General features: G+C 71.0%; 25 protein-coding genes and 3 pseudogenes. 12 read left to right on the top strand and 16 right to left on the bottom strand.

The features are described 5' to 3' along the window. Positions 1–248: 248 nt before the first annotated feature. Positions 249–1,175 carry an NADP-dependent oxidoreductase gene (locus tag SAVERM_RS06480; RefSeq protein ID WP_010982638.1) on the bottom strand — a complete coding sequence of 309 codons (927 nt, stop codon included), beginning with the start codon at positions 1,173–1,175 and terminating at the stop codon, positions 249–251. A 136-nt stretch (positions 1,176–1,311) separates the two neighbouring features. Here SAVERM_RS06480 and SAVERM_RS06475 point away from each other — a divergent pair, with 136 nt between their 5' ends. After that, positions 1,312–2,355 (top strand): GlxA family transcriptional regulator, encoded by a 1,044-nt coding sequence (locus tag SAVERM_RS06475; protein WP_010982637.1) that lies wholly within the window; start codon positions 1,312–1,314, stop codon positions 2,353–2,355. A gap of 72 nt (positions 2,356–2,427) precedes the next feature. On the opposite strand, the pseudogene SAVERM_RS39820 reads toward SAVERM_RS06475, so the two are convergent. Next, a pseudogene (locus SAVERM_RS39820) lies at positions 2,428–2,559 on the bottom strand (IS630 family transposase); the annotation flags it as partial. 536 nt (positions 2,560–3,095) lie between these two features. After that, on the bottom strand, positions 3,096–4,157 hold the full coding sequence (locus tag SAVERM_RS06470; RefSeq protein WP_010982635.1) for an acyl-CoA dehydrogenase family protein: 1,062 nt from the start codon (positions 4,155–4,157) through the stop codon (positions 3,096–3,098). A gap of 107 nt (positions 4,158–4,264) precedes the next feature. Here SAVERM_RS06470 and SAVERM_RS06465 point away from each other — a divergent pair, with 107 nt between their 5' ends. Together SAVERM_RS06465 and SAVERM_RS06460 are read left to right on the top strand one after the other, a co-directional pair. Continuing rightward, entirely contained in the window at positions 4,265–4,615 is a 351-nt protein-coding gene (locus SAVERM_RS06465; RefSeq protein WP_037646103.1) for a YciI family protein, read from the top strand. Next, entirely contained in the window at positions 4,615–5,805 is a 1,191-nt protein-coding gene (locus tag SAVERM_RS06460) for an RNA polymerase sigma factor (protein WP_010982633.1), read from the top strand. The genes SAVERM_RS06465 and SAVERM_RS06460 overlap by 1 nt, the downstream gene beginning before the upstream one ends. A 4-nt stretch (positions 5,806–5,809) precedes the next feature. On the opposite strand, the gene urtE is transcribed toward SAVERM_RS06460, so the two are convergent. From urtE to SAVERM_RS06430, 6 genes are all read right to left on the bottom strand, one after another. Next, positions 5,810–6,502 (bottom strand): urea ABC transporter ATP-binding subunit UrtE, encoded by a 693-nt coding sequence (gene urtE / locus SAVERM_RS06455; RefSeq protein WP_010982632.1) that lies wholly within the window; start codon positions 6,500–6,502, stop codon positions 5,810–5,812. Then, the gene (urtD, locus tag SAVERM_RS06450; RefSeq protein ID WP_010982631.1) at positions 6,502–7,308 is read right to left on the bottom strand and encodes an urea ABC transporter ATP-binding protein UrtD; all 807 of its coding nucleotides are present in this window, start codon (positions 7,306–7,308) and stop codon (positions 6,502–6,504) included. The genes urtE and urtD overlap by 1 nt, the downstream gene beginning before the upstream one ends. Then, positions 7,305–8,414, bottom strand: coding sequence for an urea ABC transporter permease subunit UrtC (gene urtC / locus SAVERM_RS06445; RefSeq protein ID WP_010982630.1), 1,110 nt, complete (start codon positions 8,412–8,414; stop codon positions 7,305–7,307). Before urtC ends, urtD begins: the two co-directional genes overlap by 4 nt. Further along, positions 8,411–9,307: an urea ABC transporter permease subunit UrtB gene (urtB, locus tag SAVERM_RS06440; protein ID WP_010982629.1), complete on the bottom strand. Its 897-nt coding sequence runs from the start codon at positions 9,305–9,307 to the stop codon at positions 8,411–8,413. The genes urtC and urtB overlap by 4 nt, the downstream gene beginning before the upstream one ends. A gap of 67 nt (positions 9,308–9,374) precedes the next feature. Next, positions 9,375–10,595 carry an urea ABC transporter substrate-binding protein gene (gene urtA / locus SAVERM_RS06435; RefSeq protein WP_037646105.1) on the bottom strand — a complete coding sequence of 407 codons (1,221 nt, stop codon included), beginning with the start codon at positions 10,593–10,595 and terminating at the stop codon, positions 9,375–9,377. A gap of 307 nt (positions 10,596–10,902) precedes the next feature. Then, positions 10,903–12,015: a substrate-binding domain-containing protein gene (locus SAVERM_RS06430; RefSeq protein ID WP_010982627.1), complete on the bottom strand. Its 1,113-nt coding sequence runs from the start codon at positions 12,013–12,015 to the stop codon at positions 10,903–10,905. Between the two features lie 83 nt (positions 12,016–12,098). On the opposite strand from SAVERM_RS06430, the gene SAVERM_RS06425 reads away from it, so the two are divergent. After that, positions 12,099–12,545: a MarR family winged helix-turn-helix transcriptional regulator gene (locus tag SAVERM_RS06425; protein WP_037646108.1), complete on the top strand. Its 447-nt coding sequence runs from the start codon at positions 12,099–12,101 to the stop codon at positions 12,543–12,545. Between the two features lie 159 nt (positions 12,546–12,704). Next, positions 12,705–14,030 carry an aldehyde dehydrogenase family protein gene (locus tag SAVERM_RS06420; protein ID WP_010982625.1) on the top strand — a complete coding sequence of 442 codons (1,326 nt, stop codon included), beginning with the start codon at positions 12,705–12,707 and terminating at the stop codon, positions 14,028–14,030. A 167-nt stretch (positions 14,031–14,197) separates the two neighbouring features. On the opposite strand, the gene SAVERM_RS06415 is transcribed toward SAVERM_RS06420, so the two are convergent. Next, a complete protein-coding gene (locus SAVERM_RS06415; RefSeq protein WP_010982624.1) occupies positions 14,198–14,605 on the bottom strand; it encodes a DUF5997 family protein in 408 nt (135 codons plus the stop codon). Positions 14,606–14,663: 58 nt separating this feature from the next. Here SAVERM_RS06415 and SAVERM_RS06410 point away from each other — a divergent pair, with 58 nt between their 5' ends. Further along, positions 14,664–15,434 (top strand): LysR family substrate-binding domain-containing protein, encoded by a 771-nt coding sequence (locus SAVERM_RS06410; RefSeq protein WP_010982623.1) that lies wholly within the window; start codon positions 14,664–14,666, stop codon positions 15,432–15,434. Between the two features lie 363 nt (positions 15,435–15,797). Here SAVERM_RS06410 and SAVERM_RS06405 read toward each other — a convergent pair whose 3' ends face one another. After that, positions 15,798–16,298 carry a MarR family winged helix-turn-helix transcriptional regulator gene (locus SAVERM_RS06405; protein WP_010982622.1) on the bottom strand — a complete coding sequence of 167 codons (501 nt, stop codon included), beginning with the start codon at positions 16,296–16,298 and terminating at the stop codon, positions 15,798–15,800. A gap of 158 nt (positions 16,299–16,456) precedes the next feature. On the opposite strand from SAVERM_RS06405, the gene SAVERM_RS06400 reads away from it, so the two are divergent. Continuing rightward, positions 16,457–16,972, top strand: a complete 516-nt coding sequence (locus SAVERM_RS06400) for a YceI family protein (RefSeq protein WP_037646109.1) — start codon at positions 16,457–16,459, stop codon at positions 16,970–16,972. A gap of 3 nt (positions 16,973–16,975) precedes the next feature. Here the strand turns inward: SAVERM_RS06400 and SAVERM_RS06395 are convergent, their stop codons facing one another. From SAVERM_RS06395 to SAVERM_RS06380, 4 genes are all read right to left on the bottom strand, one after another. After that, the gene (locus tag SAVERM_RS06395; RefSeq protein ID WP_037646111.1) at positions 16,976–17,326 is read right to left on the bottom strand and encodes a DUF1036 domain-containing protein; all 351 of its coding nucleotides are present in this window, start codon (positions 17,324–17,326) and stop codon (positions 16,976–16,978) included. A gap of 10 nt (positions 17,327–17,336) precedes the next feature. Further along, positions 17,337–17,540 (bottom strand): hypothetical protein, encoded by a 204-nt coding sequence (locus SAVERM_RS06390; protein WP_037646113.1) that lies wholly within the window; start codon positions 17,538–17,540, stop codon positions 17,337–17,339. A 337-nt stretch (positions 17,541–17,877) separates the two neighbouring features. Beyond that, complete coding sequence (locus SAVERM_RS06385; protein ID WP_010982619.1) at positions 17,878–18,186, bottom strand: hypothetical protein; 309 nt, start codon at positions 18,184–18,186, stop codon at positions 17,878–17,880. Positions 18,187–18,189: 3 nt separating this feature from the next. Next, positions 18,190–19,830: a M6 family metalloprotease domain-containing protein gene (locus SAVERM_RS06380; protein WP_048894365.1), complete on the bottom strand. Its 1,641-nt coding sequence runs from the start codon at positions 19,828–19,830 to the stop codon at positions 18,190–18,192. A 508-nt stretch (positions 19,831–20,338) separates the two neighbouring features. Between SAVERM_RS06380 and SAVERM_RS06375 the strand changes: the two genes are divergently transcribed. From SAVERM_RS06375 to SAVERM_RS06360, 5 genes and pseudogenes are all read left to right on the top strand, one after another. Next, on the top strand, positions 20,339–20,737 hold the full coding sequence (locus SAVERM_RS06375; RefSeq protein ID WP_137865312.1) for a putative antibiotic biosynthesis monooxygenase: 399 nt from the start codon (positions 20,339–20,341) through the stop codon (positions 20,735–20,737). Continuing rightward, positions 20,734–22,932, top strand: coding sequence for an aminodeoxychorismate synthase (locus SAVERM_RS06370; protein WP_010982616.1), 2,199 nt, complete (start codon positions 20,734–20,736; stop codon positions 22,930–22,932). The genes SAVERM_RS06375 and SAVERM_RS06370 overlap by 4 nt, the downstream gene beginning before the upstream one ends. Continuing rightward, on the top strand, positions 22,929–24,455 hold the full coding sequence (locus SAVERM_RS06365; protein ID WP_010982615.1) for an AMP-binding protein: 1,527 nt from the start codon (positions 22,929–22,931) through the stop codon (positions 24,453–24,455). The genes SAVERM_RS06370 and SAVERM_RS06365 overlap by 4 nt, the downstream gene beginning before the upstream one ends. A 202-nt stretch (positions 24,456–24,657) precedes the next feature. Next, positions 24,658–24,765, top strand: a pseudogene (locus tag SAVERM_RS45505) (FAD-dependent monooxygenase); the annotation flags it as partial. Between the two features lie 71 nt (positions 24,766–24,836). Continuing rightward, entirely contained in the window at positions 24,837–25,628 is a 792-nt protein-coding gene (locus tag SAVERM_RS06360; protein WP_010982613.1) for an aminotransferase class IV, read from the top strand. A gap of 116 nt (positions 25,629–25,744) precedes the next feature. Here the strand turns inward: SAVERM_RS06360 and SAVERM_RS44545 are convergent. Beyond that, positions 25,745–25,918, bottom strand: a pseudogene (locus SAVERM_RS44545) (carboxymuconolactone decarboxylase family protein); the annotation flags it as partial. Between the last annotated feature and the right edge of the window lie 148 nt (positions 25,919–26,066).

Raw genomic sequence — 26,066 nt, 5'->3', positions numbered from 1 at the left:
TGGGACGCGGTCACATGCCGGTCGGGCGCCGCGAGCGGGCCAAGCAGGCCAAGCGTGAGCGCATCATGACCGCAGCCCGCGAACTGTTCGCCGCACATGGCGTCAGCGGGGTCACGGCACAGCAGCCGACCGTGCCCGCAGGTCCGCCCCGTCCCGTTCGGCCGCGCCCGGAGCCCCGGGGCCGGTCGGTCCCGGGGCTCCGGTCCCGCTCCACCTGCCCGCAGCCGACCCGGCCGGGGCGGCCGGCGTCAGGCGACGCTCAGGACGATCTTCCCGGTGGTGCGGCCCTGCTCGCCGATCTCGTGCGCCTTCGCGGCCTCGGCCAGCGGGACGACGGTCTCGACCACGGGCGTGAGCGCGCCCCGCTCGGCCAGGGCGGCGATCTCGCGCAGACCCAGGTGGTCGGGCTCGACCAGCATCCACACCGCCCGCACGTGGCCGGGGACGTCGGCGGGGACGTCGTCGGGGCCGGGCAGGGTGATCAGCCGACCGCCCGGGCGCAGCACCGTCAGGGATCGCTCGGCGTTCTGGCCGCCGAGCCCGTCCAGCACCACGTCCACGTCCCCGACGGCGTCCTCGAAGCGGACCGTGCGGTAGTCGATCACCTCGTCCGCGCCCAGCTGCCGCAGCAGGTCGTGCTTGCCGGCGCTGGCCGTGCCGATGACGTACGCGCCGCGGGCCTTGGCGATCTGCACGGCCAGGTGGCCGACCCCGCCGGCCGCCGCGTGCACCAGCACCCGCTCACCGGCGCGCACCCCGGCGGTGTCCACCAGGGCCTGCCAGGCGGTCAGCGCGGCCAGCGGCAGCGCCGCCGCCTGCACGTGGGTGAGGTTCGCCGGCTTGGGCGCGAGGTGGCGGGCCGGGGCGACGACGTACTCGGCGTAGGCGCCCGCCTGCCGCGGGAACAGCGGCATGCCGTACACCTCGTCCCCGGGGCGGAACATCCCCACGCCCGGTCCGACGGCCTCCACGGTGCCGGAGACGTCCCAGCCGACCGCCGGGACCTCGCCCCACTCGATCAGGGCCCCGCTGGCCCGGGTCTTGAAGTCCACCGGGTTCACACCGGCCGCGTGGACCCGCACCAGGACCTCGTTCAGTCCCGGCTCGGGCCGGGCGACCTCACGCTCCACGAGCACCTCCGGTCCGCCCCACTGCTCCACGACCACCGCACGCATGCTGTCCGCCTCACTCTTTTCCGTCTTGATCGGGTACCGGCCGCCCGGGCCCTTCCCGGCGCGACGCAGTCCACGATCCGGCACCCGCCCCCACCATGGTGTTGGCCGTCTGGCCACTATGTGACAGGATCTGGCCATGAGCGAGATGCAGTGGCCGTGCACCGACCCCCGCCCCGACCCGAGCGCCGACGCGGCCGGGCGGCACCGCATCGCCGTCCTCGCCCTGCCCGGCGTCCCGCCCTTCGAACTCGGCATCCCCTCCCGCGTCTTCGGCAGCGTCCTGGACGCCGGCTCACGCCCGCTGTACGAGGTCACCGTCTGCACCGCCGACGGCGCCCCGGTCCTCAGCGACGCCGGGTTCACCGTGCAGCCCGCGGCCGGTCCCGAGGCCCTGGCCGCCGCGGACACCGTGATCGTCCCGCCCACGCACGCCATGCCCGAGCTGGGCCGCGGCGGCCCGCTGCCGCCCGAGGTCACCGCGGCCATCGCCGGCATCCGGCCCGGCACCCGCCTGGTGTCCATCTGCACCGGCTCCTACGTCCTGGCCGCCGCGGGCCTCCTCGACGGCCGGCCCGCCACCACCCACTGGCACCTCGCCCCCGAGTTCCGCCGCGCCTACCCCCGCGTCAAGGTCGACGAGGAGGTCCTCTTCGTCGACGACGGCGACGTCCTGACCTCCGCGGGCGTCGCCGCCGGCGTCGACCTGTGCCTGCACATGATCCGCCGCGACCACGGCGCCGCCGCCGCCAACCGCGCCGCCCGCATGTGCGTCGTCCCGCCCTGGCGGGACGGCGGCCAGGCCCAGTACATCGACCGCCCGGTGCCCGAACCCACCGTCGCCACCACCACCGCCACCCGCGCCTGGGCCCTGGAACACCTCGGCGAACCCCTCTCCCTGAACCGCCTGGCCGAACACGCCCGGATGAGCCTGCGCTCCTTCACCCGCCGCTTCCGCGACGAGGTCGGCATGACCCCCGTGCAGTGGCTCACCGCGCAACGCCTGGAACTGGCCAAGCAGTTGCTGGAGACCACCGACCTGTCCATCGACCTGGTCGCCCACCGCTGTGGCTTCGGCTCCGCCAACTCCCTGCGCGCCCACATGCGCACCGCCTTCGGTGTCTCACCCGCCTCCTACCGCCGCACCTTCCATACCGACGACCTGGTGGAAGCGGGCGTCTGAGGACACATCAGCGCCGCACATACCCGCTCCGCGGGCCGGCCGGGATCCGCCTGATCATCCGCTGCCGGTGCCCCCTCCAGCGGAGGCCAGCAGCATCATCGCCCGCCGGTAGCGCACCGAACTCGTGCTGCCCCGGCGCACGATCTGCTGCAGCTTCTGCCCCTCGTGGTCGGTCAGTCTGCGCACACGGACGGGCTCGGCCACCGCGCCTCCAGCGGTCGGATCGGATGTCACCGCACATGCAACCGCCACGACCGCCGACCCGGCGAACCTATGCGGTCACAGCACTAGCGCGGCACAGGGGGAGCCGGCCGGCCACCGCGAGCCGGCCGGCCACAACCGCGCGGCGGGCCACAACCGCGTGGCGGGCCGGAACGGCGCGGGGGGTCGGAACGGCGCGGGGGGTCGGAACGGCATGGCGGGCCGGAACGGCGCGGCGGGTTGGAATCGCGCGGCGGCCACAACCGCGCGGCGGTTAAAAGGGCGTGGCGGTCGGAATCGCGCGGCGGGCCACAACCGCACGGCGGGCCACAACCACGTGGCGGGCCACAACCGCGTGGGCGGGTCGGAGCGGCGCGGGGGGTCGGAACGGCGTGGCGGCCACAACCGCGCGGCGGGCCACAACCGCACGGCGGGTCGGAACCGCGCGGCGGGCCACAACCGCACGGCGGGCCACAACCGCACGGCGGGTCGGAACCCCGGTGAGCCGGAACCGCGCCGCGACCCACCCGCACCCCGCGCTAGTACGGCGCGGCCAAGGACCCGAGGTGCGCCGTGCGTACCTCGGCCGTCTGTCCCTGCACGAGCAGGAACATCCCCTCCCGCGCCAGCCGCTGCGCGGGGCTGCCGAGGTCCATGGCCCGGCCGCCCCCGGCCACCACGGCCGCGGTCGTGGCCGCGCGCATCAGGTCGTAGGCGCGTGTCTTGACCACCAGCCGTTCCTCGATCCGCTCCGACGGCACGGGGTGGTCGGCCAGCGCGTACGCGTGCCGCCGGACCTCGTCGAGCCGGCCGCGCAGGACCCGCGCGGACTCCTGCGCGGCCGGATCGCCGTCCGCCAGCAGGCCGAGCGCCGACGCGGTGATCCCGAAGACGGCGGGTCCGGCGTTGGTGTTCTTGGGCCGGTCGGCAGCCGCCCAGGTCTCGTACGGCGTCCGCAGCGCCACCGCCTCCTCGGGCAGCCACAGGCCGTCCAGTTCCAGTGACACCGTGCGCGCGGCGGTCAGCGCCGCGAGCCGCATCGGCGGCGACGGGCGCAACCCCGGCTGCGCACGGGCCTCGGTGAAGGCGAAGAGCGCTTCGTCCGTGTCCGTGACCCCGGCCAGCAGCATCACGTCGTTGAGCCCCCAGCCCGTGTACCAGGGCACCGTCCCGTCGAAGCGCCAGCCGCCGCGCTCCCGGGTGACCCGCACCGGAACACGGGGATACGCGCGCAACTGGGCGTACGCCACCCCGGACAGCAGCTCCCCCCTCGCCAACGGCCCCAACAACCACTCCCGCACAGGCAGTTCGCTCTTGGCCAGGGTCATCACCGGCGTGTGGTGCTGGGTCTGCACGAACCACGTCGAACAGCAGGCCCCGGCCAGGATCTCCGCGGTCTCGCGGGCCACGGCGGCCGGCGCCGCCGACCCGCCGTACTCCACCGGCGCGCTCAGCCCGAGCAGCCCCGACCGCTTGACCGCCTCGATACTGCTCGCGGGCACCCCCTCCTGGTCCACCTGCTCCGCGCGGGGCGCCAGCACCTCGGCGGCGAGCCGGCGCGCCCCGGCGACGAGCGGATGCGGATCCGGTGGAGTGGTCATCTGGGAAATTCTCCCGAAGTCGTCGTGTCGGGTGTCGATCCGGCGCTCTCCCGTTCGTGTAGTCAGTGAAAGACCACCCCGTGGGAGATCACCGAGGAGGACACATCATGAAGCACTACCTGCTCAGCGTCATGCAGCCGGCCGGCGAGCCGCCCGCCCCCGAGGTCCTGGAAGGGATCATGCACAACCTCGACGTCTTCCACGCGGAACTGCGCGAGGCGGGCGCCTGGGTGTTCGCCGGGGGACTGCACGGCCCGGAGACGGCCACCGTGCTGCGGGCCGAGGAGGGCGGCGATGTCCTGATCACCGACGGCCCGTACACCGAGAGCAAGGAGTACCTCGGCGGGATCTGCCTCATCAAGGCCCCCGACCTCGACGCCGCCCTCGAGTGGGGCCGCAAGGCGACACTGGCGACGACGCTCCCGATCGAGGTACGCCCCTTCATGGGCGAGGCCTGATGGCCGTCGGTGTCGAGGAGGTCTTCCGCGCGGAGTACGGCCGCGCGGTCGCCGTCCTGGTCCGCTTCCTCGGCGACATCGACCTCGCCGAGGAAGCGGTCCAGGACGCCTTCACCACCGCACTGCGGACGTGGCCGGAGAGCGGAGTCCCGCCGAGCCCGGCCGGCTGGATCATCACCACCGCGCGGAACAGGGCGATCGACCGGCTGCGCCGCGAGTCCACGCGCGAGGCCCGCCACGCCGAAGCGGCCCAGCTGTACGCGCCCGGCACACCGGCCGAGGAGGGCCCCGTGCGCGACGACCGGCTCCGCCTCATCTTCACCTGCTGCCACCCCGCGCTCGCCACCCAGGCACAGGTCGCGCTGACGCTGCGGCTGCTCGGCGGCCTCACCACGGCGCAGATCGCCCGCGCCTTCCTCGTGCCCGAACCCACCATGGCGCAGCGTCTGGTCCGCGCCAAGGCCAAGATCCGCGACGCCCGCATCCCGTACCGCATCCCGCGCGATGCCGACCTCCCGGACCGCGTCAGGGGCGTGCTCGCCGTCGTCTACCTCATCTTCAACGAGGGCTACGGCGGCCGCGAGGACCTGTGCGCCGAGGCCCTGCGCCTCGGCCGTCTCCTGGCCGAGCTGATGCCGGACGAGCCGGAGGTCATCGGCCTGCTCGCGCTGATGCTGCTGATCGAGGCGCGCCGCCCGGCCCGTGAGACGCCCGAGGGCACCCTGATCCTGCTGGCCGACCAGGAACGCGGCCGGTGGGAGCGCGGCCTGATCGCCGAGGGCCAGGCGCTCGTACGCCGCTGCCTGCGACGCGATCAGCCCGGGCCGTACCAGATCCAGGCCGCGATCAACGCCGTCCACAGCGACGCGCCTACCGCTGCCGCCACCGACTGGCGCCAGATCCTCGCGCTCTACGACCAGCTGATGGCCCTGGCCCCCAGCCCGGTGGTCGCCCTGAACCGCGCCGTCGCCGTCGCCGAGACCGCGGGCCCGCAGCCGGCCCTCGACCTCGTCGACGCGCTCGACCTCGACGGCTACCACGCCTTCCACGCGGTCCGTGCCGACCTGCTCAGGCGCCTGGGCCGCGGCACCGAAGCCGTGCGGGCCTACGAGGCGGCCATCGCCCGCACGGACAACGCGGCCGAACGCGGGTATCTGGAGCGCCGCAGGGCGGAACTCACGCCGGAGTGAACCGCTACACGCTCAGCGCCTCCCGCACCGACCGCTCCGCCTCCTGCCCGCCCGCGCCAAAGGACGTGACCCGCCCCGCCTCCAGGACGCAGTACCGCTGCGCCGCCCGCATCGCGAAGCCCACGTGCTGTTCGACCAGCAGCACCGAGAGCCCACCGCGGGCGGCGAGGGCGAGAATCGTCTCCTCGATCTCGGCCACGACCGACGGCTGGATGCCCTCGGTCGGTTCGTCCAGGAGCAGAATCCGAGGCTCCGTCACCAGGGCGCGGGCGATGGCGAGTTGCTGCCGCTGCCCGCCCGAGAGCAGACCCGCGCGGCGGTTCGACAGCGCCCGCAGCGCCGGGAACAGATCCAGCGCCTCGGCGATCGCCGCCTTGCCGCGCCTGCGTCCGTCCGCGACCAGCTGGAGGTTCTCGGCGGTGGTGAGGTGAGGGAAGGCCTGCTGCCCCTGGGGTACGTACGCCATGCCGCGCGCCACCCGCTCATGGGGCTTGCGGCGCGTGATGTCCTCCCCGTCCAGGCGTACGGCGCCGCGCGCGGGGGTCAGCAGCCCGACCGCGGCGCGCAGCAGGGTGCTCTTGCCGGCGCCGTTGTGCCCGAGCACGGCGGCGACGCCGTCCTTCGGCACCTCGACACAGACGCCGTGCAGGACGGTGCTGCGGTGGTAGCCGACGTGAACGTCGTCGATCTCCAGCATCACGCCTCCTGTACGGCCACGCCCGCGGCCGGCTCGGCGGTGGTGGACTCCTGGGGCGCGTGCCCGAGGTACACCTCCTGCACCTTGGGGTCCGCCTGCACGTCGGCCACCGTCCCCTCGCTCAGCACCCTGCCCGCGTGCAGCACGCTCACGCTGCGCGCGAAGGACCGCATGAAGTCCATGTCATGCTCGATGACGACCACGGTCCGCTCCTCGCTGATCCGCTCCAACAGCTCACCGGTGGACTGGCGTTCGTCGTGGCTCATCCCGGCCACCGGCTCGTCGAGCAGCAGCAGCCGTACGTCCTGCACGAGCAGCATGCCGATCTCCAGCCACTGCTTCTGGCCGTGCGCGAGCGTCCCGGCCGGGCTGTCGGCGAGCTCCGTGAGCCCGACCGTCTCCAGGGCCCGCGCGACGGACTCCGGTACACCCGTGCGGCGCCGCAGCATCGTCAGCACGCTCCGGCCCGCGCCCGCCGCGATGTCCAGGTTCTGGAGCACCGTCAACTCCTCGAAGACGGTGGCCGTCTGGAACGTACGCCCGATCCCGGACCGGGCGATCCGGTGCACGCTCCGTCCGAGCAGTTCCGCGCCCCCGAAGCGCACCGAGCCGTCCGCCTTCACCAGGCCGGTGACCGCGTCCACCAGCGTGGTCTTGCCCGCACCGTTCGGCCCGATGAGGAAGCGCAGGTCACCCGGCCTGACGTCGAGGTCCACACCGTCCACGGCGGTGAATCCGTCGAAGGACACCCGCAGTTGCCGTATTTCGAGGCCCGGGAGGCCCGCACGGTCCGACAGCTCACTCATGCCGCTTCTCCCACGGGAAGGACGGGCGCCGTGTCGGCGGACACCCGTGAGGCCCTGCGCCGCCGTGCGATCCCCACCAGCGAGGCGAGACCGCCCGGCAGGAACGCCAGCGCCACGATGAACAGCAGACCCTGGAAGTACGTCCAGGCCGCCGGGAACTCCTCCGACAGGGCCGTCTTGGCCCAGGCGACCGCGATCGCCCCGAGCACCGCGCCGGCCAGGCTCGCCCGGCCGCCGACCGCGGCGCCGATGACCAGCTCGATGGACGGCACGATCCCGATCAGCGCGGGGGAGATGATGCCGACGGCGGGGACGAAGAGGGCGCCCGCGAGGCCCGCCATGCCGGCGGCCACCACATACGCGACGAGCTTCACGTTCGCCGGGTTGTACCCGAGGAAGCGCACGCGCTCCTCCGAGTCCCGTACGGCGACCAGGAGTTCGCCGTACCGGCTGTGGATGAGCTGGCGGGCCAGGGCGATCAGGAGGAGCAGGGCCGCGGCGATGACGAAGTACACCATCCGCTGGTTGACGGGGTCGTCGAGGTCGTAGCCGAAGAAGCCCTGGATGTCGGTGAGTCCGTTGGTGCCACCGGTCGTGGCCTGCTGGCCCACCAGCCAGATCGCGAACGCGGCGGCCAGTGCCTGGCTGAGGATCGCGAAGTACGCGCCCTTGACCCGGCGCCGGAAGATGAACGAACCGAGGACGGCGGCGACGGCCATCGGCAGCAGCACGGTCGCCGCGAGCGCGAACACCGGGTTGGCGAACGGTCGCCACCACCAGGGCAGTTCGGTGGCGGTGCCGTACAACTGCATGAAGTCGGGAATGGTGCCGGGCCCGGCGTCCACGATCTTCAGATGCATCGCCATCGCGTAGCCGCCGAGCCCGAAGAACACCCCCTGCCCGAGCGTCAGCAGCCCGCCGCGGCCCCAGGCCAGGCAGATGCCGACGGCGACCATCGCGGTGCACAGGTACTTGGCGAGTAGCCCCAGCCGGAAGTCGGAGAGGGCGAGCGGGGCGACGGCGAAGAGCGCGACGGCGGCTCCCGTGAAGCCGGCCGCCGCCCGGGTGGAGCGCCCCTTGAGGAACGACGTTCGGGACCCGGTCATACGAGACTCCTCGTGCGCAGGGTGTACAGCCCCTGGGGCCGCCACTGGAGGAAAGCGACGATGGCGACCAGCACCAGCACCTTCGCGACGCTGACCGTGGTCGAGTACTCGAGGACCGACTGGAGCACGCCGAGCACGAAGGCGACGATCACACTGCCCTTGAGCTGCCCGATGCCGCCGACCACGATCACCAGGAAGGCGTCGATGATCACGTTGGTGCCCATGGTGGGCCCGATCGGACCGACCAGCGTCAGCGCGACCCCGGCGACCCCGGCGAGCCCGGAGCCGATGAAGAAGGCCGTGCGATCGACCCGGCCGGTGGAGATGCCGGACACCTCGGCCAGATCCCGGTTCTGCACCACGGCCCGGATGCGCCGGCCGAGCGGGGTCAGCCGCAGCGTCAGCGACAGCGCGACCACCGCGGCGATGGCCAGCCCGAGGATGAACAGCCGGCTGTTGGCGAAGGTGAGCGGGTCGTCACCGCCGATGACCGTGATGTTCCCGGTGAGGAGCTCGGGCGCCCGTGTCTGCACATTCGGTGCGCCGAAGATGTCCCGGGCGAGTTGCTGGAGCATCAGGGAGACGCCCCAGGTGACGAGAAGTGTGTCGAGCGGCCGCAGATACAGCCGGCGGATCAGCAGCCATTCCAGCAACGCCCCGAGTGCGCCCGAGACGAGAAATGCGACGGGCAGCGCGACCAGAAGCGACAATCCGGCGCTGGAAATGGACTTCTGCAGGACGTATGTGGTGTAGGCGCCGGCCATGATGAACTCGCCGTGGGCCATGTTGATGACGTTCATCTGACCGAAGGTGAGCGAGAGGCCGAGCGCGATGAGCAGCAGAACGGCACCGATGCTGATGCCGGTGAAGGTCTGACCGAAGATGACGGTCATACGGCGGCTCCGGGGAGGCGGGACGCGGGGACCCCCGTTCGGGGCGAGGTCCCCGCGGGACGGGCGGTCAGGAGAGGCCGGAGGCCCAGGAGTAGCCCTTGAGGAACGGGTCCGGCTTGATCGGCTTCCCGGAGTCCCACACCTGCTCGATCAGGCCGTCGGTGCCGATCCTGCCGATGCGGGCCGTCTTGCGGATGTGCTGCGAGGCCCCGTCGACGGTGACCTTGCCCTCCGGCGCGTCGAAGGTGATGCCGTCGGAGGCCGCCTTCACCTTCTCCGGGTCGAAGGACTTCGCCTTCTCGACCATCGCCTTCCACAGGTAGACCGAGGTGTACGCGGCCTCCATCGGGTCGCTGGTCGGCTTGCCCTGGCCGTACTTGGCCTTGTACGCCTTCACGAACTTGGTGTTCGCCGCGCCCGGGGTGGTCTGGTAGTAGTTCCAGGCCGTCAACTGGCCCGCCAGGTACTGCGATCCGATCGACTTGACCTCTTCCTCGGCGATCGACACCGAGACGACCGGCATGCTCTTGGCGGTCAGGCCGGCCGACTTGTACTCCTTGAAGAAGGCCACGTTCGAGTCGCCGTTGAGCGTGTTGAAGACCGCGTCCGCCTTGGCCGCCTTCACCTTGTTGGCGATCGTGCTGAACTCGGTGGAGCCCAGCGGCGCGTAGTCCTCGCCCAGCACCGTCATGCCGTTGGCCTTCGCGTACGCCTTGATGATCTTGTTGGCGGTGCGCGGGAAGACGTAGTCGCTGCCGACCAGGTAGATCTTCTTCTTGCCCTGGCTCTTGAGGTAGTCGAGCGCCGGGACGATCTGTTGGTTGGTGGTCGCGCCCGTGTAGAAGATGTACGGGGACTCCTCCAGTCCCTCGTACTGCACGGGGTAGAACAGCAGCGACTTGTTCTTCTCGAAGACCGGCTTGACGGCCTTGCGGCTCGCGGAGGTCCAGCAGCCGAAGGTGGCCGCGACCCGGTCCTCCTTGATGAGCTTGCTCGCCTTCTCGGCGAACGTCGGCCAGTCGGAGGCGCCGTCCTCGCTGATCGGCTTGATCTTCTTGCCGAGCACTCCGCCCGAGGCGTTGATCTCGTCGATCGCCAGCTTCAGCGAGTCGCGTACGGTCACCTCGCTGATCGCCATGGTGCCGGACAGCGAGTTGAGCAGACCGACCTTGACCGTGTCGCCGCTCACGTCCGCCTGGGCGGCCTTGTCGGACGAGCCGCCCGCGTCGGTCTTGGCGCCGCACGCGGAGAGTGCGACGACGGCCGCGAGCGCGGCCGTACCGGCCATGAACCGGCGTCGGAGAATACGGGAACCGCTGGAACCGCTGGAACCGCTGGAACGGCTGGAACCGCTGGGACCGCTGGACAAAAGAACCCCCTCGGGCAGTGGAGGACGGCGCCCTCCTGAAGCGCGGTCCACAGCCTCAAGTCGCGCTGTTTCCGAGGTGTTTCGCGGTACTTTCCCGGCGGTATCTTCCCGCTCTCACCGGGCAACAAAAAATGCCTGGGGCGGAATTCGACACCGGAATCCACAATTCGCCCGAGGCATTCTAGTTACTTTCTGTGGGAAGTATCTTGGCAGCGGCGCGGGCATGTCAAGGGCGGGAACTGTGGAGATCGAGTTCGGCGACCACGTCGAAGTCGAGGCCGTCCGCCCGCGCCAGATAGATGCGCTGCCGGACATGCCCGCCCCGCAGCCGCAGCAGCCCGCGCGGACCCTCGTACGACACGGTGTCCGCCGCCGCTCCGATGGCCGACACCTCCAGCGTCCCGGCCCGCCCGATGAGCGCGGCCAGCAACAGCACTCCCTCGTAACAGGATTCGCCGAGACTGCCGAGGGCCGGCGCCTCGACGCCGTACCGCGCCGCGTACCGGCCGTGGAAGTCGAGCGTGTCCTGGTTCGCCAGCGAGGCGAAGAACCCGGCGGTGCTGTAGAGGTCCGCGGTCGCCGCCGGACCGCTCGCCAGCAGCATGTTCTCGTCCATCAGCGTGCTCAGCCTGAGACACCGCCCGTCGAGCCCGGCCGCGGCGAACGCCCGGTTGAAGCGCACCGCGTCACTGCCGACCAGCAGCATGAGCACCGCGTCCGCGTCCGACCGTTCGATGCGCCGCAGCACGGGCTCGAAGTCGTGGGTCCCCAGCGGCAGATAGACCTCCCCGCCGATGCTCCCGCCGCACTCGCGTGCGTACGAGTGCGCCGCCCGCGCGGTACGGCGGGGCCACACATAGTCGTTGCCGATGACGAACCAGCGACGTACCCCGCGCTCACGCGCCAACAGCCGCATGGCGGGTCGCAGTTGATCGCGCGGGGTCTCGCTCGTCAGAAACACACCGGCGGTGTGCTCACCGCCCTCGTACAGGGCGGTGTAGACGTACGGCACACGATGAGCGATCCTCGGCGCCAGCGCCTGTCGCACCGAGGAGATGTGCCAGCCCGTGACGCCCTGCACGACGCCCAGGTCGACCAACGCCGCGACCCGGTCGGCGATCTCGCGCGGCGGCGCGCCGCCGTCGACGGGCAGCAGCCGCAGCTCCTTGCCGAGCACCCCGCCCGCCCGGTTGACCTCCTCCGCGGCCAGCCGCGCACAGAGTTCGCAGGTCGGTCCGAAGATCCCCGCCGACCCCTGGAGGGGAAATACGAGCGCCACGCGGAGCACGGAGTCGTCGACCGTGAACCAGTCGGGCGCAGGGGGATCGTGCCGGAACATGGCGTCATGATTTCGGGTCCCCCCGGTGAACTCCAGTCCGTCTCATACGATGTACGCACCCTGTCATGAGGATGAGGAGCAGGATGCCCACCCCACCTCCGCGTCGGCCCCATGACCTGATGCAGCTGCTCACGCGGGCCGAGCGACTGGCCGCGCGCCACCTCCAGGCGGTGCTGGACGAGGACGGCTGCTCGCTGGACGCCTGGCGGGTGCTCGCCCTGCTCTCCGACGGCGAGGGGCACCACATGACGGCGGTCGCCGAAGCGGCCTTCCTGCCGCCCGCGACCTTGACCAAGCTGACCGACCACCTCGTCGACCAGAACCTCGTCCACCGCCGGGTCGACCCCCTCGACCGACGCCGCATCCTCGCCTACCTCACCCCGCGCGGCCGGACGTACTGGCGCCGGCTCGACCGCGAGATCCGCGCGCGGTGGCCTGTGCTCAGCGACGGCGACGACGAACTGCTGCGGGCCCTGCTGGACCGGCTGGCGGGCACGCTCGACGGGGCGGCCGTGGAATCGGGCCTCTGAGTGATCGCCGCATTGCCGTAAGTGATGTACGTGTGCCTGGAATTTATTTGGGCACCTGAAAGGTTGGCATTTACATCGAGCGACGGTGCGAGGTGCCGTCCGCTCGCCCGCGACCATCTCCACGGGCCATCGGGCCCGTGCTCCGACCAGCGAGGCATCGTGAACGACCGCACCCCCGAGCAGCCCGCCGACACCGTGGCCCGGCTGCGCGCCACTTTCCGCACCGGCCGTACCAAGCCCGTCGAGTGGCGCACGGACCAGCTGGACCGACTGCGCGAGATGCTCACGACACATGGCGCGGACCTCGCCGCCGCCCTCCACGCGGACCTGGGCAAGAGCAGCACCGAGGCCTACCGCACGGAGATCGACTTCACCGTCCGCGAGATCGACCACACGCTTTCCCACCTCGGCACCTGGCTGCGCCCCGAGTCCGCCCCGGTCCCGCCGCACCTCGGTGACGACGCGACGGCCTGGACGCAGTACGACCCCCTCGGCGTCGTGCTGGTCATCGCTCCCTGGAACTATCCGGCGCAGCTTCTGCTCACGCCGATGATCGGCGCGCTGGCCGCGGGCAACGCGGTCGTCGTCAAGCCCAGCGAGCTGGCCCCCGCCACCTCGGCCGTCCTCGCGCGTCTGCTGCCGCAGTACCTCGACACCGATGCGGTCGCCGTCGTCGAGGGCGGCATCCCGGAGACCACCGCCCTGCTCGCCGAGCGCTTCGACCACATCTTCTACACCGGCAACGGCGTGGTCGGCCGCATCGTGATGCGCGCCGCCGCCGAGCACCTGACCCCGGTCACACTCGAACTGGGCGGCAAGTCCCCGGTGTTCGTCGACCGCGACGCGGACCTCGCCGTCGTCGCCGACCGTCTCGCGCGCGGCAAGTTCCTCAACGCGGGCCAGACCTGCGTCGCCCCCGACTACGTCCTGACCGACCCGGAGACCGGCCGCGCCCTGGAGACGGAGCTCGCCCGCGCCGTCTCGTCGCTCTACGGCCCCGAACCGGAGACCTCCGGCGAGTACGGGCGCATCGTCAACGAACGTCACTTCGACCGGCTCAGTGGCCTGCTCGACTCCGGCCGGGTCGTCACCGGCGGCGGCAGCGACCGTACGGCCAAGTACATCGCGCCGACCGTCCTCGCCGACGTCGACCCCGAGTCGCCCGTGATGCGGGAGGAGATCTTCGGCCCGATCCTGCCGATCGTCACGGTGCCGGGCCTGGACGAGGCGATCGACTTCATCAACGACCGCGACAAGCCCCTCGCCCTGTACGTCTTCACCGCGTCCGGCACGACCCGGCAGCGCATCGCCGCCGAGACGTCCTCCGGAGGGCTCGGCTACGGCCTGCCGCTCGCCCATCTCACCGTCTCCGACCTGCCGTTCGGCGGCGTGGGGGAGAGCGGTATGGGCAACTACCACGGCCGCTACTCGATCGAGACGTTCAGTCACCGCAAGGCGGTGCTGGAGAAGCCGCTGAGCGTCTGACGCGCCGAGGGACGGCCGGTCCTTCGCGGGCGGGGTCGCCATGCCGGTGCCGCAGCGGCACCGGCATGGCGACCTTGAGCACTACTGATGGGCCGCACGGTCGGGCCGGCCGGCCTCCGCCTGAAGCCGGCCTCAGGGAACCGCGTCGCCGAGAGGGAACGAAGCGGTCAGCGGCGATCGCCCCGCGCCGCGTCCTTCGCCTTCTGCTCCTGCTGCTCCTTGATGCGCGCCGACTCCTTCCGGACCTCGGCCTGGGTGGCGCGCTCCTTCCGAAGCCACTCGGGCTGGTCCTGCTTCAGGGCGTCGATCTGCTCCGTGGTGAGCGCGTCCGTGACTCCGCCGCGCGCGAGACCGGCGATGGAGACGCCCAGCTTCGCCGCGACCACCGGCCGGGGGTGCGGGCCGTTGCGCCGCAGCTCCTGGAGCCACTCGGGCGGATCGGCCTGCAGCGCGTTCAACTCGCTGCGCGAGACGACACCCTCCTGGAACTCGGCGGGGGTGGCCTCGAGGTACACACCCAGCTTCTTCGCCGCGGTGGCGGGCTTCATGGTCTGGGTGGTCTGGTGCGACGTCATGGTGTCAAGGGTAACGAGCGTGTGCGACGCCTCTGACCAGCACCGGTAACCTGGCGGAGTGACAGGCTCCGAGGTAACCCCTTCATTCCGGCTCGCATACGTCCCCGGCGTGACACCGGCCAAGTGGGTGCGGATCTGGAACGAGCGGCTGCCCGACATCCCCCTGACCCTCATCCCGGTACCCGCTGCCGAGGCGTCCGACCTGCTCCGTGACGGTGGCGCCGACGCCGGGTTCGTACGGCTGCCGACCGACCGCACCGACCTCAGCGCGATCCCCCTCTACGCCGAGACGACGGTGGTCGTGGTCCCGAAGGACCACCTCGTGGCGGCGGTCGACGAGGTGTCCGCGGAGGATCTGGCCGATGACATCGTGCTGCACCCCCTGGACGACACCCTGGACTGGGAGCACCTGCCCGGTCGGCCCGCGATCGAGCGCCCCGCCACGACGGCGGACGCCGTCGAGCTGGTGGCGGCGGGAGTCGGACTGCTCCTCGTCCCGCAGTCGCTCGCCCGCCTGCACCACCGCAGGGACCTCACCTACCGGACGGTCACGGACGCCCCCGAGTCGCGCGTCGCCCTCTCGTGGCGGGAGGACGAGACCACCGACCTGGTGGAGGACTTCATCGGCATCGTCCGCGGGCGCACCGCCAACAGCTCACGCGGGCGTTCCCAGACCCCGCCGGAGCCGAAGGCTTCGAAGGCCAAGCGCTCCGACGCGAGCGGGGCGCGGCGGAAGCCCGCGGCCGGGAAGACGACCGGCAAGAGCACGCGCAGCGGAGGGGGCGGCGCCAAGCCGGGCAAGCGAGGCAAGCCGCGCCGTCGGTCCTAGCCCGCTCCATCCCGTCGTCCTGGTCGCCCGGCTTCGCCCTGGTCGCCCTGCTTCGACGGCCGGGCCGCCCACGCGCCGGCCTGGGGTGACGTGGCCGAACGCGCCGCGTCGACGGGCTTTGCCGAGCGGTCGTTCCAGGCCGCCGTGTGACACGTGACCGCCGTGAAGCGGGCGACCCGGTCGCGCTCACCAACGGCGATCCGGCCCGGCCCGACGCCGTCCTCGGCGCACCGTGTCCTTCACGGGTGACGGTCCGGCCCCGGACGACCCGCGCCGGGTGCTCCCCGGCTTCTGATTCCGAGCCGCCCAGCGGCGCCGCAGGACTGTGCGGGCTGTGCGCCGGTCACGCTTCGGGCGTGCGGCTCACGCGTCGTCGGGCGGGCAGGAATCGGTGGGCAGCAGGCCGTACATCGCTTCGCGCTGGGCGGGGCCGATGGTACGGGCGAGGGCCTCGCTGACGGCGTCGGCCATCGGTACGGAGGCCTCGCTGAGCGCGCGACGCGCCTTGTCGGTGAGGGTGACCTGGACCCCGCGCTTGTCGCCGCACACCGACTGCCGAGTGACCAGGCCCGCGTGCTGGAGGCAGGCGACCTGGTAGGTCAGCCGGGTCTTGGGGCGGCCCAGAAGTTCCGCGATCCGCGTCATGCGCAGGCCGCTGCCGGGCTGGTCCGCGAGCAGGCACAGCACCAGGAACTCGTCGTGGGAGATCCCGAGGGCGTCTTTGACGACGGCGCGCAGCTGCTGCTCGATCGCGCCGGTCGCGGCGAGCAGCAGCATCCACGCCCGAAGTTCGGCCGGCAGCAGCCCGTCCTGGGGCGTCTGGACGTGCTCGGGCAGGTCCGCGGGAGCAGAGGGTTCGGCCATGGCCCTGATTCTACCGGTCGTCCAATTTTGGAAGAGTTGGTTGTTCAATTTTGGATGATGGGCTAGCGTGAAGTCATTCAAAATTGGACGACATGGTGGTCGTCCGCCCGAGGCACCCCCTGCCCGGGTCCCTCCACTTTCCTGTCAGGAGAACGCTCATGACCCTCGCCGTCGAAACCGGCCTGTGGCAGCTCGACCGGACCGCCTCCACCGTCGCCGTCCGGCACAAGACGATGTGGGGTCTGGTCACCGTCAAGGGCGCCTTCACCTCGATCAGCGGTCAGGGTGAGGTCGAGCCCGACGGCACCGCCCACGGCACGATCACCCTGGAGGCCGCTTCCCTCGACACGAAGAACGCCAAGCGCGACACGCATCTGCGCTCCGCCGACTTCTTCGATGTCGAGAACCACCCCGAGATCACGTTCGCCGTACGCACCGCCGAAGCCGGCCCGGGCGACACTGTTCAGGTGGCCGGCCAGCTGACCGTGCGCGGCATCAGCCGGCCCCAGTCGTTCACGGCGCGCGTCACGCGGGCGGACTCCGACGCGATCACGCTGGCGGCCGAGTTCACCGCGGACCGCGACCAGTTCGGCATGGGCTGGAACCAGCTGAGCATGATGCGCGGCCTGACCACGGTCACGGCGACCCTCCGCCTCACGCGCGCGGCGGCCTGACCGCTACGGCGCCAAAAACGTGTGCACGTGGTTCGGGCGGCTCACGACGAACTCGTTCATGAGGATCGTCCGCGAACTCGTGTCGGCGGTGTTCGAACACCACTCGAAGGCATGGGTCGGAACGAGTTCCTGAAAGCGGTCCCGCCATTCGAGACCGTCGCTCGAGTGCGCGTAGCAGTACCAGATCGGGTTCACCGCGTGGACGTCATCGCCGAAAACGGTCGAGGTCTGCCCGGGGCCGATTTTCCACCAGCCCTTCTTCATCCAGTCTCCGCCGTCGGAGCAGTTCGGGTGGTGCCATTCGACCATCGCCCAGACCGGTTGGTGGTAGTTGTTCTTGAGATTCAGGGACATGGCGCCTCCTTTATCCTGAAGCCGGGTGCTTGCGGGCGACCGGGCGGCCATCGGGCCGTCCGGCGATCCCTGGCCCGCCGCCGGGGCGCGAATTGCTCGTACTCACCTCGGACCCGGACGTGTCGGCGACCGCGCCGGAAGCCAGCGCACGGTCCAGCGTTTCCTCGTCCGCGTCGGTCGTCGGTTCCACCTCGACGGAATCCTTCTGGGACATGGGCTCCTCCGGTCTATCGTCATGAACTGCGACAAATAGGTTCCCGTCGAAAATTTACGCGAAACTCGAAAACCAGTTCTTGACCCATCCGGGTGTATCGCGCCGGTCGGCCGATAGGGGACCAGAATTCCGGGCACATCCTTGAGCCTTCCGCGACCTCGCCAGGTTTTCGATCGCGGACATTCGGCCAGCCATGCGCGTCGAATGTCGGCGGGTCACGATGCGCGCCGGGATCGGCACAACCCCGAGCGGCGTCATCGTCCGGTTCGTGGTCATGTACGCGCGATGCCGAGTATCGCCAGTGGGCGTTGGGCGAGTGCCACCCTCGTCAGGTCCGTCACGGCGTCGCGGGCGTGATGGTGAACTCCCCAGGTGGCGGGTGCGGTTCGGCCACGATCTCGCCGGCGGCGAGCTTGGCCCGCAGCCGGATGACCGCACCGGGAGCCGCGCCGTCGAGGAGGTCGCGGCGTATCGCCAGCTCCACGCGCCCGCCCACACGGTGCGACAGCAGGTCGGCGTAGCCCCGCACCGGGTCGGCATCGAGGATGTCGGCCGCCACCTGGTCCCATTCGGCGAGCCGGGGGTGCGGGGCCCTGCTGATCAGGCGGATTCGCAAGGTGGTCAGGTTCTCGATCGCCTGCACCATGGATTACTGCGGTATCGGTCGGCCGTTGCCGTGTGCCGCCGTCATCTGGGCCGCGTCGGACTGCATCCCCGTGTGGACGAGGGGAGTGAGGACCTTGGAGGCGATGCTCGCGAGGTCTTGCTCCATCGCCGCCAGCCGGGCCTGTATCTCCAGGATCTCGCCGGCGAGTTCGGGGGTGGTCTCGGCCCGGGCGCCGGTGCCTGCTGCCGCTGTCATGCGCTCGGCCGTCATGCGCTCGGTGGTCATGCGCTCGGTCGGGCTGGGGGCCAGTGACACGTGGGCCGTCATCACCTCACCGGGTGCCGAGACGCCGGTGATGGACACCCCGGTCTCGGCTCCGGCGTAGGAGTGGGAGGACGGATCGCTGCCATTGGTGAAGGCGGTGTTGCCCGTGCTTCCCGGGTAGGGGTCGCCCTCGTCGCCGCGGTTGCCTCCCTGTTCCAGGGCGCGACAGCCGTCGGCCTGTACGAGCCCCACCTTGTAGTGGTTCTCGTCGCTGTTGTCGGGCTGGTTCTCGTCCACGTGCCAGATGAGCAGCCCCGGGGCGGGCAGGGACCTGTCGTAGCCGGTCTGCTGCCGGTTCTCCAGCAGGAAGTACTCGCGGCCCGGGGCGCCGCGCTTCCACAGCTGGTGCACCTCGAAGCCGTTCTTCACATCAGGCAGCGCCAGCGTTCCGTCGGTTGTGACGCGCTGGGTGGAGACCCACTGCTGTTGGGCCTTGCACCAGGCGGAGGGATGGACGGGGATGTCGCCGCCTCCACCCCATGAACCCCCGCTCATGAGGCACCAGTCGCCGACTCCTTCGGAGGTGCCGTCGATGTCGTAGAGGTCGGGGAAGCCGAAGAGAAGGTGGCCGAGCTCGTGCGCGCAGACGCCGATCTTGGCGTCCTCCGGGATGGTGAGGTAGCCGTAGATCTTGGCGCCGTCCGAGGGGTAGGGCTTGGGCAGGGTCCACTTGTGGGACCACAGATCGCCGGGCTCACCGGTGACCTCGCCGCCTTCGCCCGCGTGCACGAGGACGAAGGCGTCGACGAAACCGTTGCCGTCGTTGTCGTACGGGGCGTAGTTGATCGACGGGTCGGCCTGGATGGCGGCGTCCCTGGCCATGATGTTGGCCCGGGCCTCACCGGAGGGACGGCCGATCCCGAAGTTGTTGTTGGCGTACCAGGCGAGTGTGTGCGGCAGCGTGACCGGGCCGACGACCTCGCCCGAGATGCTGACCAGGCCGTGGGTGACCTCTTTGAAGTAGTCCCGCACGCTGCCGTGTTCCAGCGTGTTCTCCGAGAAGAAGAGGTCCCTGAAGTGCTGGGCGGTGGCCGTCAGCTCCTTGTCGGGGAAGTCCACCAGGACCACGATCACCCGGACGGTCCCCCGCAGTGGGGCGCGCTCGGCGGCGGCGGCGCGGATTCTGGCCGCGGGAGTTCCGGCGGGGAACTCCTCGGGGGGAATGATCGTGCCGTCGTCGAAGCCGGGCCGGCGAGGGGTACGGGCCGGCGCTATGTGGGCGGCGAGTCCGGTGTTGGTCTCACGTATGCGTTGGAGATCGCTCCGCAGCCGGTCCCGCAGTTCCGGGCTGGGTGAGACCGCACAGAAGTCGGACCAGACGGCGCGAGCCGTAGCCCTGTCCGCTGAGTCGGGGGACATGGCACTTCCTTGTCTTTGCGTGATGAGAAAAGCACGCCAAGTCACTCACGCGGGGTGCCCGCTCGCAACCGGAAGTACGGCATACCCGGGACGCCGAACTCGCTCCGGCCGAAATGAGTGTCGCCGTGCGTCAGGGCTTTTTATGTGCCGTTGAAACCGGATGAACAGTTACGTTTTCGCGGTCCGGTTCGAGTGCGATGCGGGTCCGCTCGATTCCTCTCAGTAAGCGGTTTCGGAAGTTTTCTCAAGTTACCCGAAGTAGCGTGTGACAAAAGATATGAAGATGCGTGAAAATCCGGCAAATCGTGCGTTCCGGGCTGTTGTGAAAGGATTCTATTGAGAGTTGAACAGGCGGCGCCCTTGTCTCGTATCCGAAGGGGTGACCAGGAATTCCGTTACCGTCGCCGGGGCGTATCACGTGGTGCCGGGCCGTGAGTCAGGCTTCCACTCCTGGGGGTGGGCCCTTCTGTGGGCGAGCGCGGGACAGTCAGGGTTTCTCGGTGGTGGCGTGCTGGTCGGGGGAGGGGCGGAGTGGCATGTGGTCTACCGCTTCGGCTGCGGTGGTTCCGCCCGGGACTGGGACGCCTCGGTCACCGGAATCCAGTGGTCGGCCCGCGCGGACGAGCTCGCCCGGGAGGCCGGGGACCGGATTGTGCACGGCTCGACGGCCTGGTTCGACTCGGGGACCGTCACCCCGGCCGCACCGCGTCCGCCACCGAAATGGAAACTGCGGTTCGTCGATGTGAGCACGGTTTTCCCGCCGGTACTTCTCTTCAACCTGGCCGTGCTCCCCTGTCTTGGCAGCCTCAATTCTCTCATCCGCACTCCGTCGCTTCAGGCATTCCTGGCCGGCCCGAACGGTGGACTGCGCAAGGCTGAGAACGAACAAAGGGAGGTGGGCGGGTGAAGACCCTGCTCATCGACAATTACGACTCGTACACGTACAACCTGTTCCAGCTGATCGCCGAGGTGAACGGCGAGGAGCCGGTGGTCGTCCTCAATGACGCCCCGCCGGACGACATTCCGGATCTCCGGGATTTCGCCAACGTGGTGGTGTCGCCGGGGCCCGGACACCCCGCGAAGAGACGTGACTTCGGCATCGTCGGCGAGCTGCTCGCCGCGGCCCCCGTGCCCGTGCTGGGCGTCTGCCTCGGCCACCAGGGCATCGCGGCGGGGGAGCGGGCCTGGGTGACCCCGGCACCGGAGCCCCGCCACGGCCATCTGTCCACCGTCCGGCACAACGGCCAGGACCTGTTCGAGGGCCTGCCCCAGCAGTTCACCGCGGTCCGCTACCACTCCCTGTCGGTACGGGAACCGCTGCCACTGAGCCTGGAGCCCACCGCCTGGGCGGAGGACGGCGTGCTGATGGGACTGCGGCACCGCTCCCGGCCGCTGTGGGGGGTGCAGTTCCACCCGGAGTCCGTCCTCACCGAGTTCGGCCACCGGATGTTCGTGAACTTCCGCGAGCTGACGGCCTCCCGCGCCCGCGAGACTCGCACGGCCAAGGCCCGTACGTCCGGAACGCGCACGACCGAGCCCCCCGTGCGGCCCCCGTCCCCAAGCGCCGAGGGGGCCGGGGCAGCACCCGCCGTGCTGGTCCCCCGGCCCCGTCGCGTGGCCCCGTCCCACCGCCTTCACACCCGGCGGATCGACGTGGCCGTGGACGCCGAGGCGGCCTTCACCCGGATGTACACCGACGCGCCCCGCGCGTTCTGGCTCGACAGCTCCCGGGTCGAGGAGGGACAGTCCCGTTTCTCGTTCTTCGGTGACGGCACCGGACCGCTGGCCGAGTTCGTACGGTACGACGTCGAGAGCGGCCTCTGTGAGATCGAGCGGCCCGGGCGGCCCGTGCGCAAGGTCAGGGCCAGCGTCTTCGACTACCTGAAACGGCAGTTGGTGACCCGTCAGGTGGATGCCACGGGACTGCCGTTCGACTTCACCGGCGGGTATGTGGGCTACTTCGGCTACGAGGTGAAGGCCGACTGCGGTTCCGTCAACCGTCATCGGGCCCGAACTCCCGACGCCTGCTGGCTGTTCGCCGACCGGCTGATCGCAGTGGACCATCAGGACGGAGCCACCTACGCCGTCTGTCTCGCCGAGAACACCCGGCAGGGCGCACAGCAAGCGGCCGACTGGCTCGACGCGGCGATGGCCCAGCTCAGTTTCGTGTCCTCGGCCAAGCCGACCGCCCCGCCGCGGCCGACGGCACCCCGCCTCGATGCCGTGGAGCCGTGGCTGGTCCGCGACCGTACGACCTACCTCGCGGACATCGGGACCTGCAAGCGGGAACTCAAGGACGGCACCAGTTACGAGATCTGTCTGACCAACGCGGCCAGGCTGCCCGCCCCGTACGACCCCTACGACTTCTACCGGGTACTGCGTCGTCTCGACCCGGCGCCGTACGCGGCCTATCTGCGGTTCGGTGACCTCGATGTGGCCGGCTCGTCCCCCGAGCGTTTTCTGCGGATCACCCGCGACGGCGTCGCCGAGGCCAGACCCGTCAAGGGCACCGCGCCCCGCGGCGAGCGGCCGGAGGAGGACGCCCGGCTACGGGACGCGCTCACCACGGACGACAAGACCCGCGCGGAGAACCTGGTGATCGTCGACCTGCTCCGCAACGACCTGGGCCGGGTCTGCCGGACCGGGACGGTGAAGGTCACCCGCCTGATGGCGACCGAGACGTGCGCCACCGTGCACCAGTTGGTCTCCACCGTCGAGGGGCGGCTGCGCGAGGGCATCGGAGCGGTGGACTGCGTACGTGTCTGCTTCCCCGGAGGTTCGGTGACCGGGGCGCCGAAACTGCGCACGATGGAGATCATCGACTCGCTGGAGACCGAGGCCCGCGGGGTGTACTCCGGAGCCATCGGCTACTTCGGGTGCAGTGGGGGCGCGGACCTCGCCATCGCCAGCCGCACGGCCGTGTTCACCGACGGGGAGATGCACCTCGGCGCGGGCGGTGCGATCGTCCTCGGCTCCGATCCGGTCGGCGAGTACGACGAGATGCTGCTGAAGACGGCCGCACCGATGCGCGCCCACCGCGACCGGATCGCCGGCCTGCGGCCCGCCGCCCGCACGCTCCCGCTGAAGGAGGCGGTCCGATGAGGGCGCCGCTGCCCACCCTGAGTCCGGCCGAAGCGGGCACGTCCGACAACCTCGCGGCCGTACTCGCCGGCCGGGCCGAGCGCCGTGGCTGGACCGGGCGCCCCGCGTTCCGCCAGGGCCACCAGGTCTGGACCCACGGCGAGGTGCACGACCTCGCGGCCCGCACGGCCACCGTGCTCGCCGAGCACGGAGTCCGCCCGGGCGACCGGGTACTGCTCGCGCTGCCCGACTCCCTCGCCTGGGTGACGGCTTTCCTCGCCACCGCCCGTCTCGGCGCCGTCGCGGTCCCCGTCAACCCCGAACTCACCCCGGCCGAGCACGAGTTCATGGCCGACGACGCCGAGGCCGCGCTGTGCGTGACCGGACCGGGGCTGGAGAGACGCTTCGCGCACCGGCGGCGGCTGGGCGCCGATCAGCTGGTCGCGCTCGCCGGCACCGCCTCGCCCGCCGCCGACGCCCACCCGGTCGGGCCGCGCACCCCGCTGTACATCCAGTACACCTCCGGTACTACGGGCAGACCCAAGGGCGTCGTCCACTGTCACGGCGACCCGGGGACTTACCACGAACTCATCGGCCGACGGCTGCTGCGGATCACCGCGGACGACGTCACCCTCTCGGTGTCCAAGCTGTTCTTCGCCTACGGGTTCGGCAACGCCTTCGTCTTCCCGCTGTTCTCCGGCTCCTCCGCCGTACTGGTCGACGGGCGCCCGACCCCCGCGGCCGTCGACGGACTCGTCGCCCGGCACCGGGTGACCCTGCTCTACTCCGTCCCGTCGGCGTACGCCGCCCTCGTGGCGGACCGGGCGGTCGGGCACATGGCGTGTTTCGCGTCCGTACGGGCCGCGGTGTCGGCCGGCGAGGGCATGCCCGCCGGGTTGGCGGAGCAGGTCGCCGAGCTGCTCGGCGCGCCCGTTCTGGAGCAGCTCGGCTCCACCGAGGCCGGGCACGCGTTCTGCGCCAACAGCTTCGACCACCATCACCCGGGGACCGTCGGCCGCCCGGTGCCCGGCTTCGAGGTGGAGCTGCGGGACCGCTCGGGGCGCCCCGTGGGGGCGGGCGAGGAGGGTGAACTGTGGGTACGCGGACCTTCGTTGACGCCCGGCTATCTGAACCTGCCCGAGGAGACGGACCGCACCCTCGTCGGCGGCTGGCTCGCCACCCGGGACCGGGCCCGTCGGGAACCGGACGGCACCTACCGGCACCTCGGCCGGACCGACGACATGGAGACGGTCGGCGGCAGCACCGTCTCCCCGCTGGAGGTGGAGGCCCTGCTGGGGACTCATCCGGCGGTCAGGGAGATCGCGGTCGCGGCCGTCACCGACGCGCGCGGCGCGGGCAGGCTCCGGGCCTTCGTCGTGCCCGTCACTCCGATACCCGTAGGTCTTGAGGCCGACCTGGTCTGCCTGGCCCGCGACAACCTGGCCGCGGTCCAGGTCCCCCGCAGCGTCAGCTTCGTACCCACGCTGCCGCGTACCGCCACCGGGAAGCTCCGCCGCCACCTCGTCCGCCAGGGCGCGTGGTGACCGTGGACGCACCGGCGTCCGCGCCCACCGCGGATAAGGAACGGGCCCATGTCACAGCCCCTCTTCGCCGGCCCCGGTTCTTGTCCGGGACCGGTGTTCCGGCAGGCCGCAGACCGTCACGGAGCCGTCTTCGGCACCCTGGACCGGCCGCTGGGCATCCACCCCGGCCTCGGGACCGACCTCGGCCACACCGTGCCGGCCGGGTGAGGCGGCCCACCTCTTCCCGCCGTTCGGCGCGCGCGGCATGAACAGCGGCACCGCCGACGCCGCGGCCGCGGCGAAGACCGTCGCGAACGGGACGGCGACGGCGGGTCGGGGAGTTCGCGGACCAAGGAACGGCTCGCCGGCGAGCGCCGGCCGAAAGAACTGAGAGGAGCCACGGTGACACAACCGGCAATCGCGGAGGGCCTGTTGGCCTGGAACCCGGACAGCGGACTGACCCGTGGTCTGGCGGCCGACACCCGGCTGCTGGCCGCGGACTCGTGGCTGCTGCGCGACGGACTGGTGCGCGGCTTCGACCGCCACCGTGAGCGTTTTCGGCGCGCCTGCGCCGAGTGCGGTGCGCCGCCGCTCGATCAACTCACCGCATTCTGGCGGGAGATGACGGCGGTCCTGCCACGGGCGGGGACGTGGTTCCCGCGGGTCGAGCTGGTCAGAGGATCCCTCCAGCTGAGGCTACTGCTCAGGCACGCGCCGCCTCTCGCCACCGAGGTGCGGGTGTGGGCGGCCGGGCAGCCCGATCCGCGGACCGTGCCCCGGCGCAAGGGCCCGGATCTGGACGCCCTGGGCCGGGTGCGGCTGCGGGCCGGCGGGCAGGGGGCGGAGGAGGCCGTGCTGATCACGCCCTCCGGGGTGGTGCTGGAAGCGGCGAACTCCAGCATCCTGTGGTGGGAGGACGACACCCTCTGCATGCCACCGCCGCAGCTGCCGGTCCTGGCCGGGGTCACCGTCGGCCTTGTCCAGGAGCGGGCCCTGAGGACGGGGATCCGGCTCGCGCACCGCGAGCGGACGCCGGCGGAGCTGGCCGGCCGTGAGGTGTGGCTGGTGAACGCTCTGCACGGAATTCGGCCCGTGGTGGAATGGACGGGCCGGCCGATGAACGCCGGGTTCGCTGTGCGTGCCCCGGAATGGCGGGAATGGCTGGACGGCATCCTGGAGCCGCTGCCTGACTGATTCCGTGAGATATCCCGACCGAGTCCACGGGATATACGGAGGAGCGCGCCGGGTCGGCACTGGTGAATTCGACCCGGCGGGAATTCGATATTCACACTCAGCTGTTTGCTCGGCACCGCGAGCTGTGCCTCGTCGAAGAAACCCGGGCGGCCTCCGCGTACACGTCGTCCGGTACGTGTCCGTCGTGCACCAGGGTCACAGCCTCGGTCGACGCCAGTGCGGCACGCTCGCGTTCGGTGAAGCCGGGAGCGGGCGTCCTTCGCGTGCATGTCGAGGCAGAAAGCGCAGCCGGCGCATCGGGGGGTTGCTTTCTTGAGGGGCACGCGGGGTATGGAGCGATTATTCCGAGCGTGATTGTTCGGCCTCCAGTAAATACCTGCCCCGCATGACGGGAGGAGCTCGGTGACGGGAGGAGCTCGGTGAGGGGCACGGCTCACC

The sequence above is a fragment of the Streptomyces avermitilis MA-4680 = NBRC 14893 genome (assembly GCF_000009765.2).
Taxonomy (GTDB): Bacteria; Actinomycetota; Actinomycetes; order Streptomycetales; family Streptomycetaceae; genus Streptomyces; species Streptomyces avermitilis.
The sequence above is the reverse complement of the archived record's forward strand: the minus strand, read 5'-3'. Positions and strand labels throughout refer to the sequence as shown.

Excerpts from the sequence above, each read along its gene's own strand:
- SAVERM_RS06480 (WP_010982638.1), bottom strand. The coding sequence starts at position 1,175 with ATGCGTGCGGTGGTCGTGGAGCAGTGGGGCGGACCGGAGGTGCTCGTG.
- SAVERM_RS06425 (WP_037646108.1), top strand. The coding sequence starts at position 12,099 with ATGCCCACCCCACCTCCGCGTCGGCCCCATGACCTGATGCAGCTGCTC.
- SAVERM_RS06365 (WP_010982615.1), top strand. The coding sequence starts at position 22,929 with ATGAGGGCGCCGCTGCCCACCCTGAGTCCGGCCGAAGCGGGCACGTCC.
- urtD (WP_010982631.1), bottom strand. The coding sequence starts at position 7,308 with ATGAGTGAGCTGTCGGACCGTGCGGGCCTCCCGGGCCTCGAAATACGG.
- SAVERM_RS06430 (WP_010982627.1), bottom strand. The coding sequence starts at position 12,015 with ATGTTCCGGCACGATCCCCCTGCGCCCGACTGGTTCACGGTCGACGAC.
- SAVERM_RS06390 (WP_037646113.1), bottom strand. The coding sequence starts at position 17,540 with ATGTCCCAGAAGGATTCCGTCGAGGTGGAACCGACGACCGACGCGGAC.
- SAVERM_RS06380 (WP_048894365.1), bottom strand. The coding sequence starts at position 19,830 with ATGTCCCCCGACTCAGCGGACAGGGCTACGGCTCGCGCCGTCTGGTCC.
- SAVERM_RS06415 (WP_010982624.1), bottom strand. The coding sequence starts at position 14,605 with ATGACGTCGCACCAGACCACCCAGACCATGAAGCCCGCCACCGCGGCG.
- SAVERM_RS06465 (WP_037646103.1), top strand. The coding sequence starts at position 4,265 with ATGAAGCACTACCTGCTCAGCGTCATGCAGCCGGCCGGCGAGCCGCCC.
- SAVERM_RS06470 (WP_010982635.1), bottom strand. The coding sequence starts at position 4,157 with ATGACCACTCCACCGGATCCGCATCCGCTCGTCGCCGGGGCGCGCCGG.
- SAVERM_RS06460 (WP_010982633.1), top strand. The coding sequence starts at position 4,615 with ATGGCCGTCGGTGTCGAGGAGGTCTTCCGCGCGGAGTACGGCCGCGCG.
- SAVERM_RS06405 (WP_010982622.1), bottom strand. The coding sequence starts at position 16,298 with ATGGCCGAACCCTCTGCTCCCGCGGACCTGCCCGAGCACGTCCAGACG.
- SAVERM_RS06400 (WP_037646109.1), top strand. The coding sequence starts at position 16,457 with ATGACCCTCGCCGTCGAAACCGGCCTGTGGCAGCTCGACCGGACCGCC.
- urtC (WP_010982630.1), bottom strand. The coding sequence starts at position 8,414 with ATGACCGGGTCCCGAACGTCGTTCCTCAAGGGGCGCTCCACCCGGGCG.
- urtB (WP_010982629.1), bottom strand. The coding sequence starts at position 9,307 with ATGACCGTCATCTTCGGTCAGACCTTCACCGGCATCAGCATCGGTGCC.
- SAVERM_RS06475 (WP_010982637.1), top strand. The coding sequence starts at position 1,312 with ATGAGCGAGATGCAGTGGCCGTGCACCGACCCCCGCCCCGACCCGAGC.
- SAVERM_RS06395 (WP_037646111.1), bottom strand. The coding sequence starts at position 17,326 with ATGTCCCTGAATCTCAAGAACAACTACCACCAACCGGTCTGGGCGATG.
- urtE (WP_010982632.1), bottom strand. The coding sequence starts at position 6,502 with ATGCTGGAGATCGACGACGTTCACGTCGGCTACCACCGCAGCACCGTC.
- urtA (WP_037646105.1), bottom strand. The coding sequence starts at position 10,595 with ATGGCCGGTACGGCCGCGCTCGCGGCCGTCGTCGCACTCTCCGCGTGC.
- SAVERM_RS06385 (WP_010982619.1), bottom strand. The coding sequence starts at position 18,186 with ATGGTGCAGGCGATCGAGAACCTGACCACCTTGCGAATCCGCCTGATC.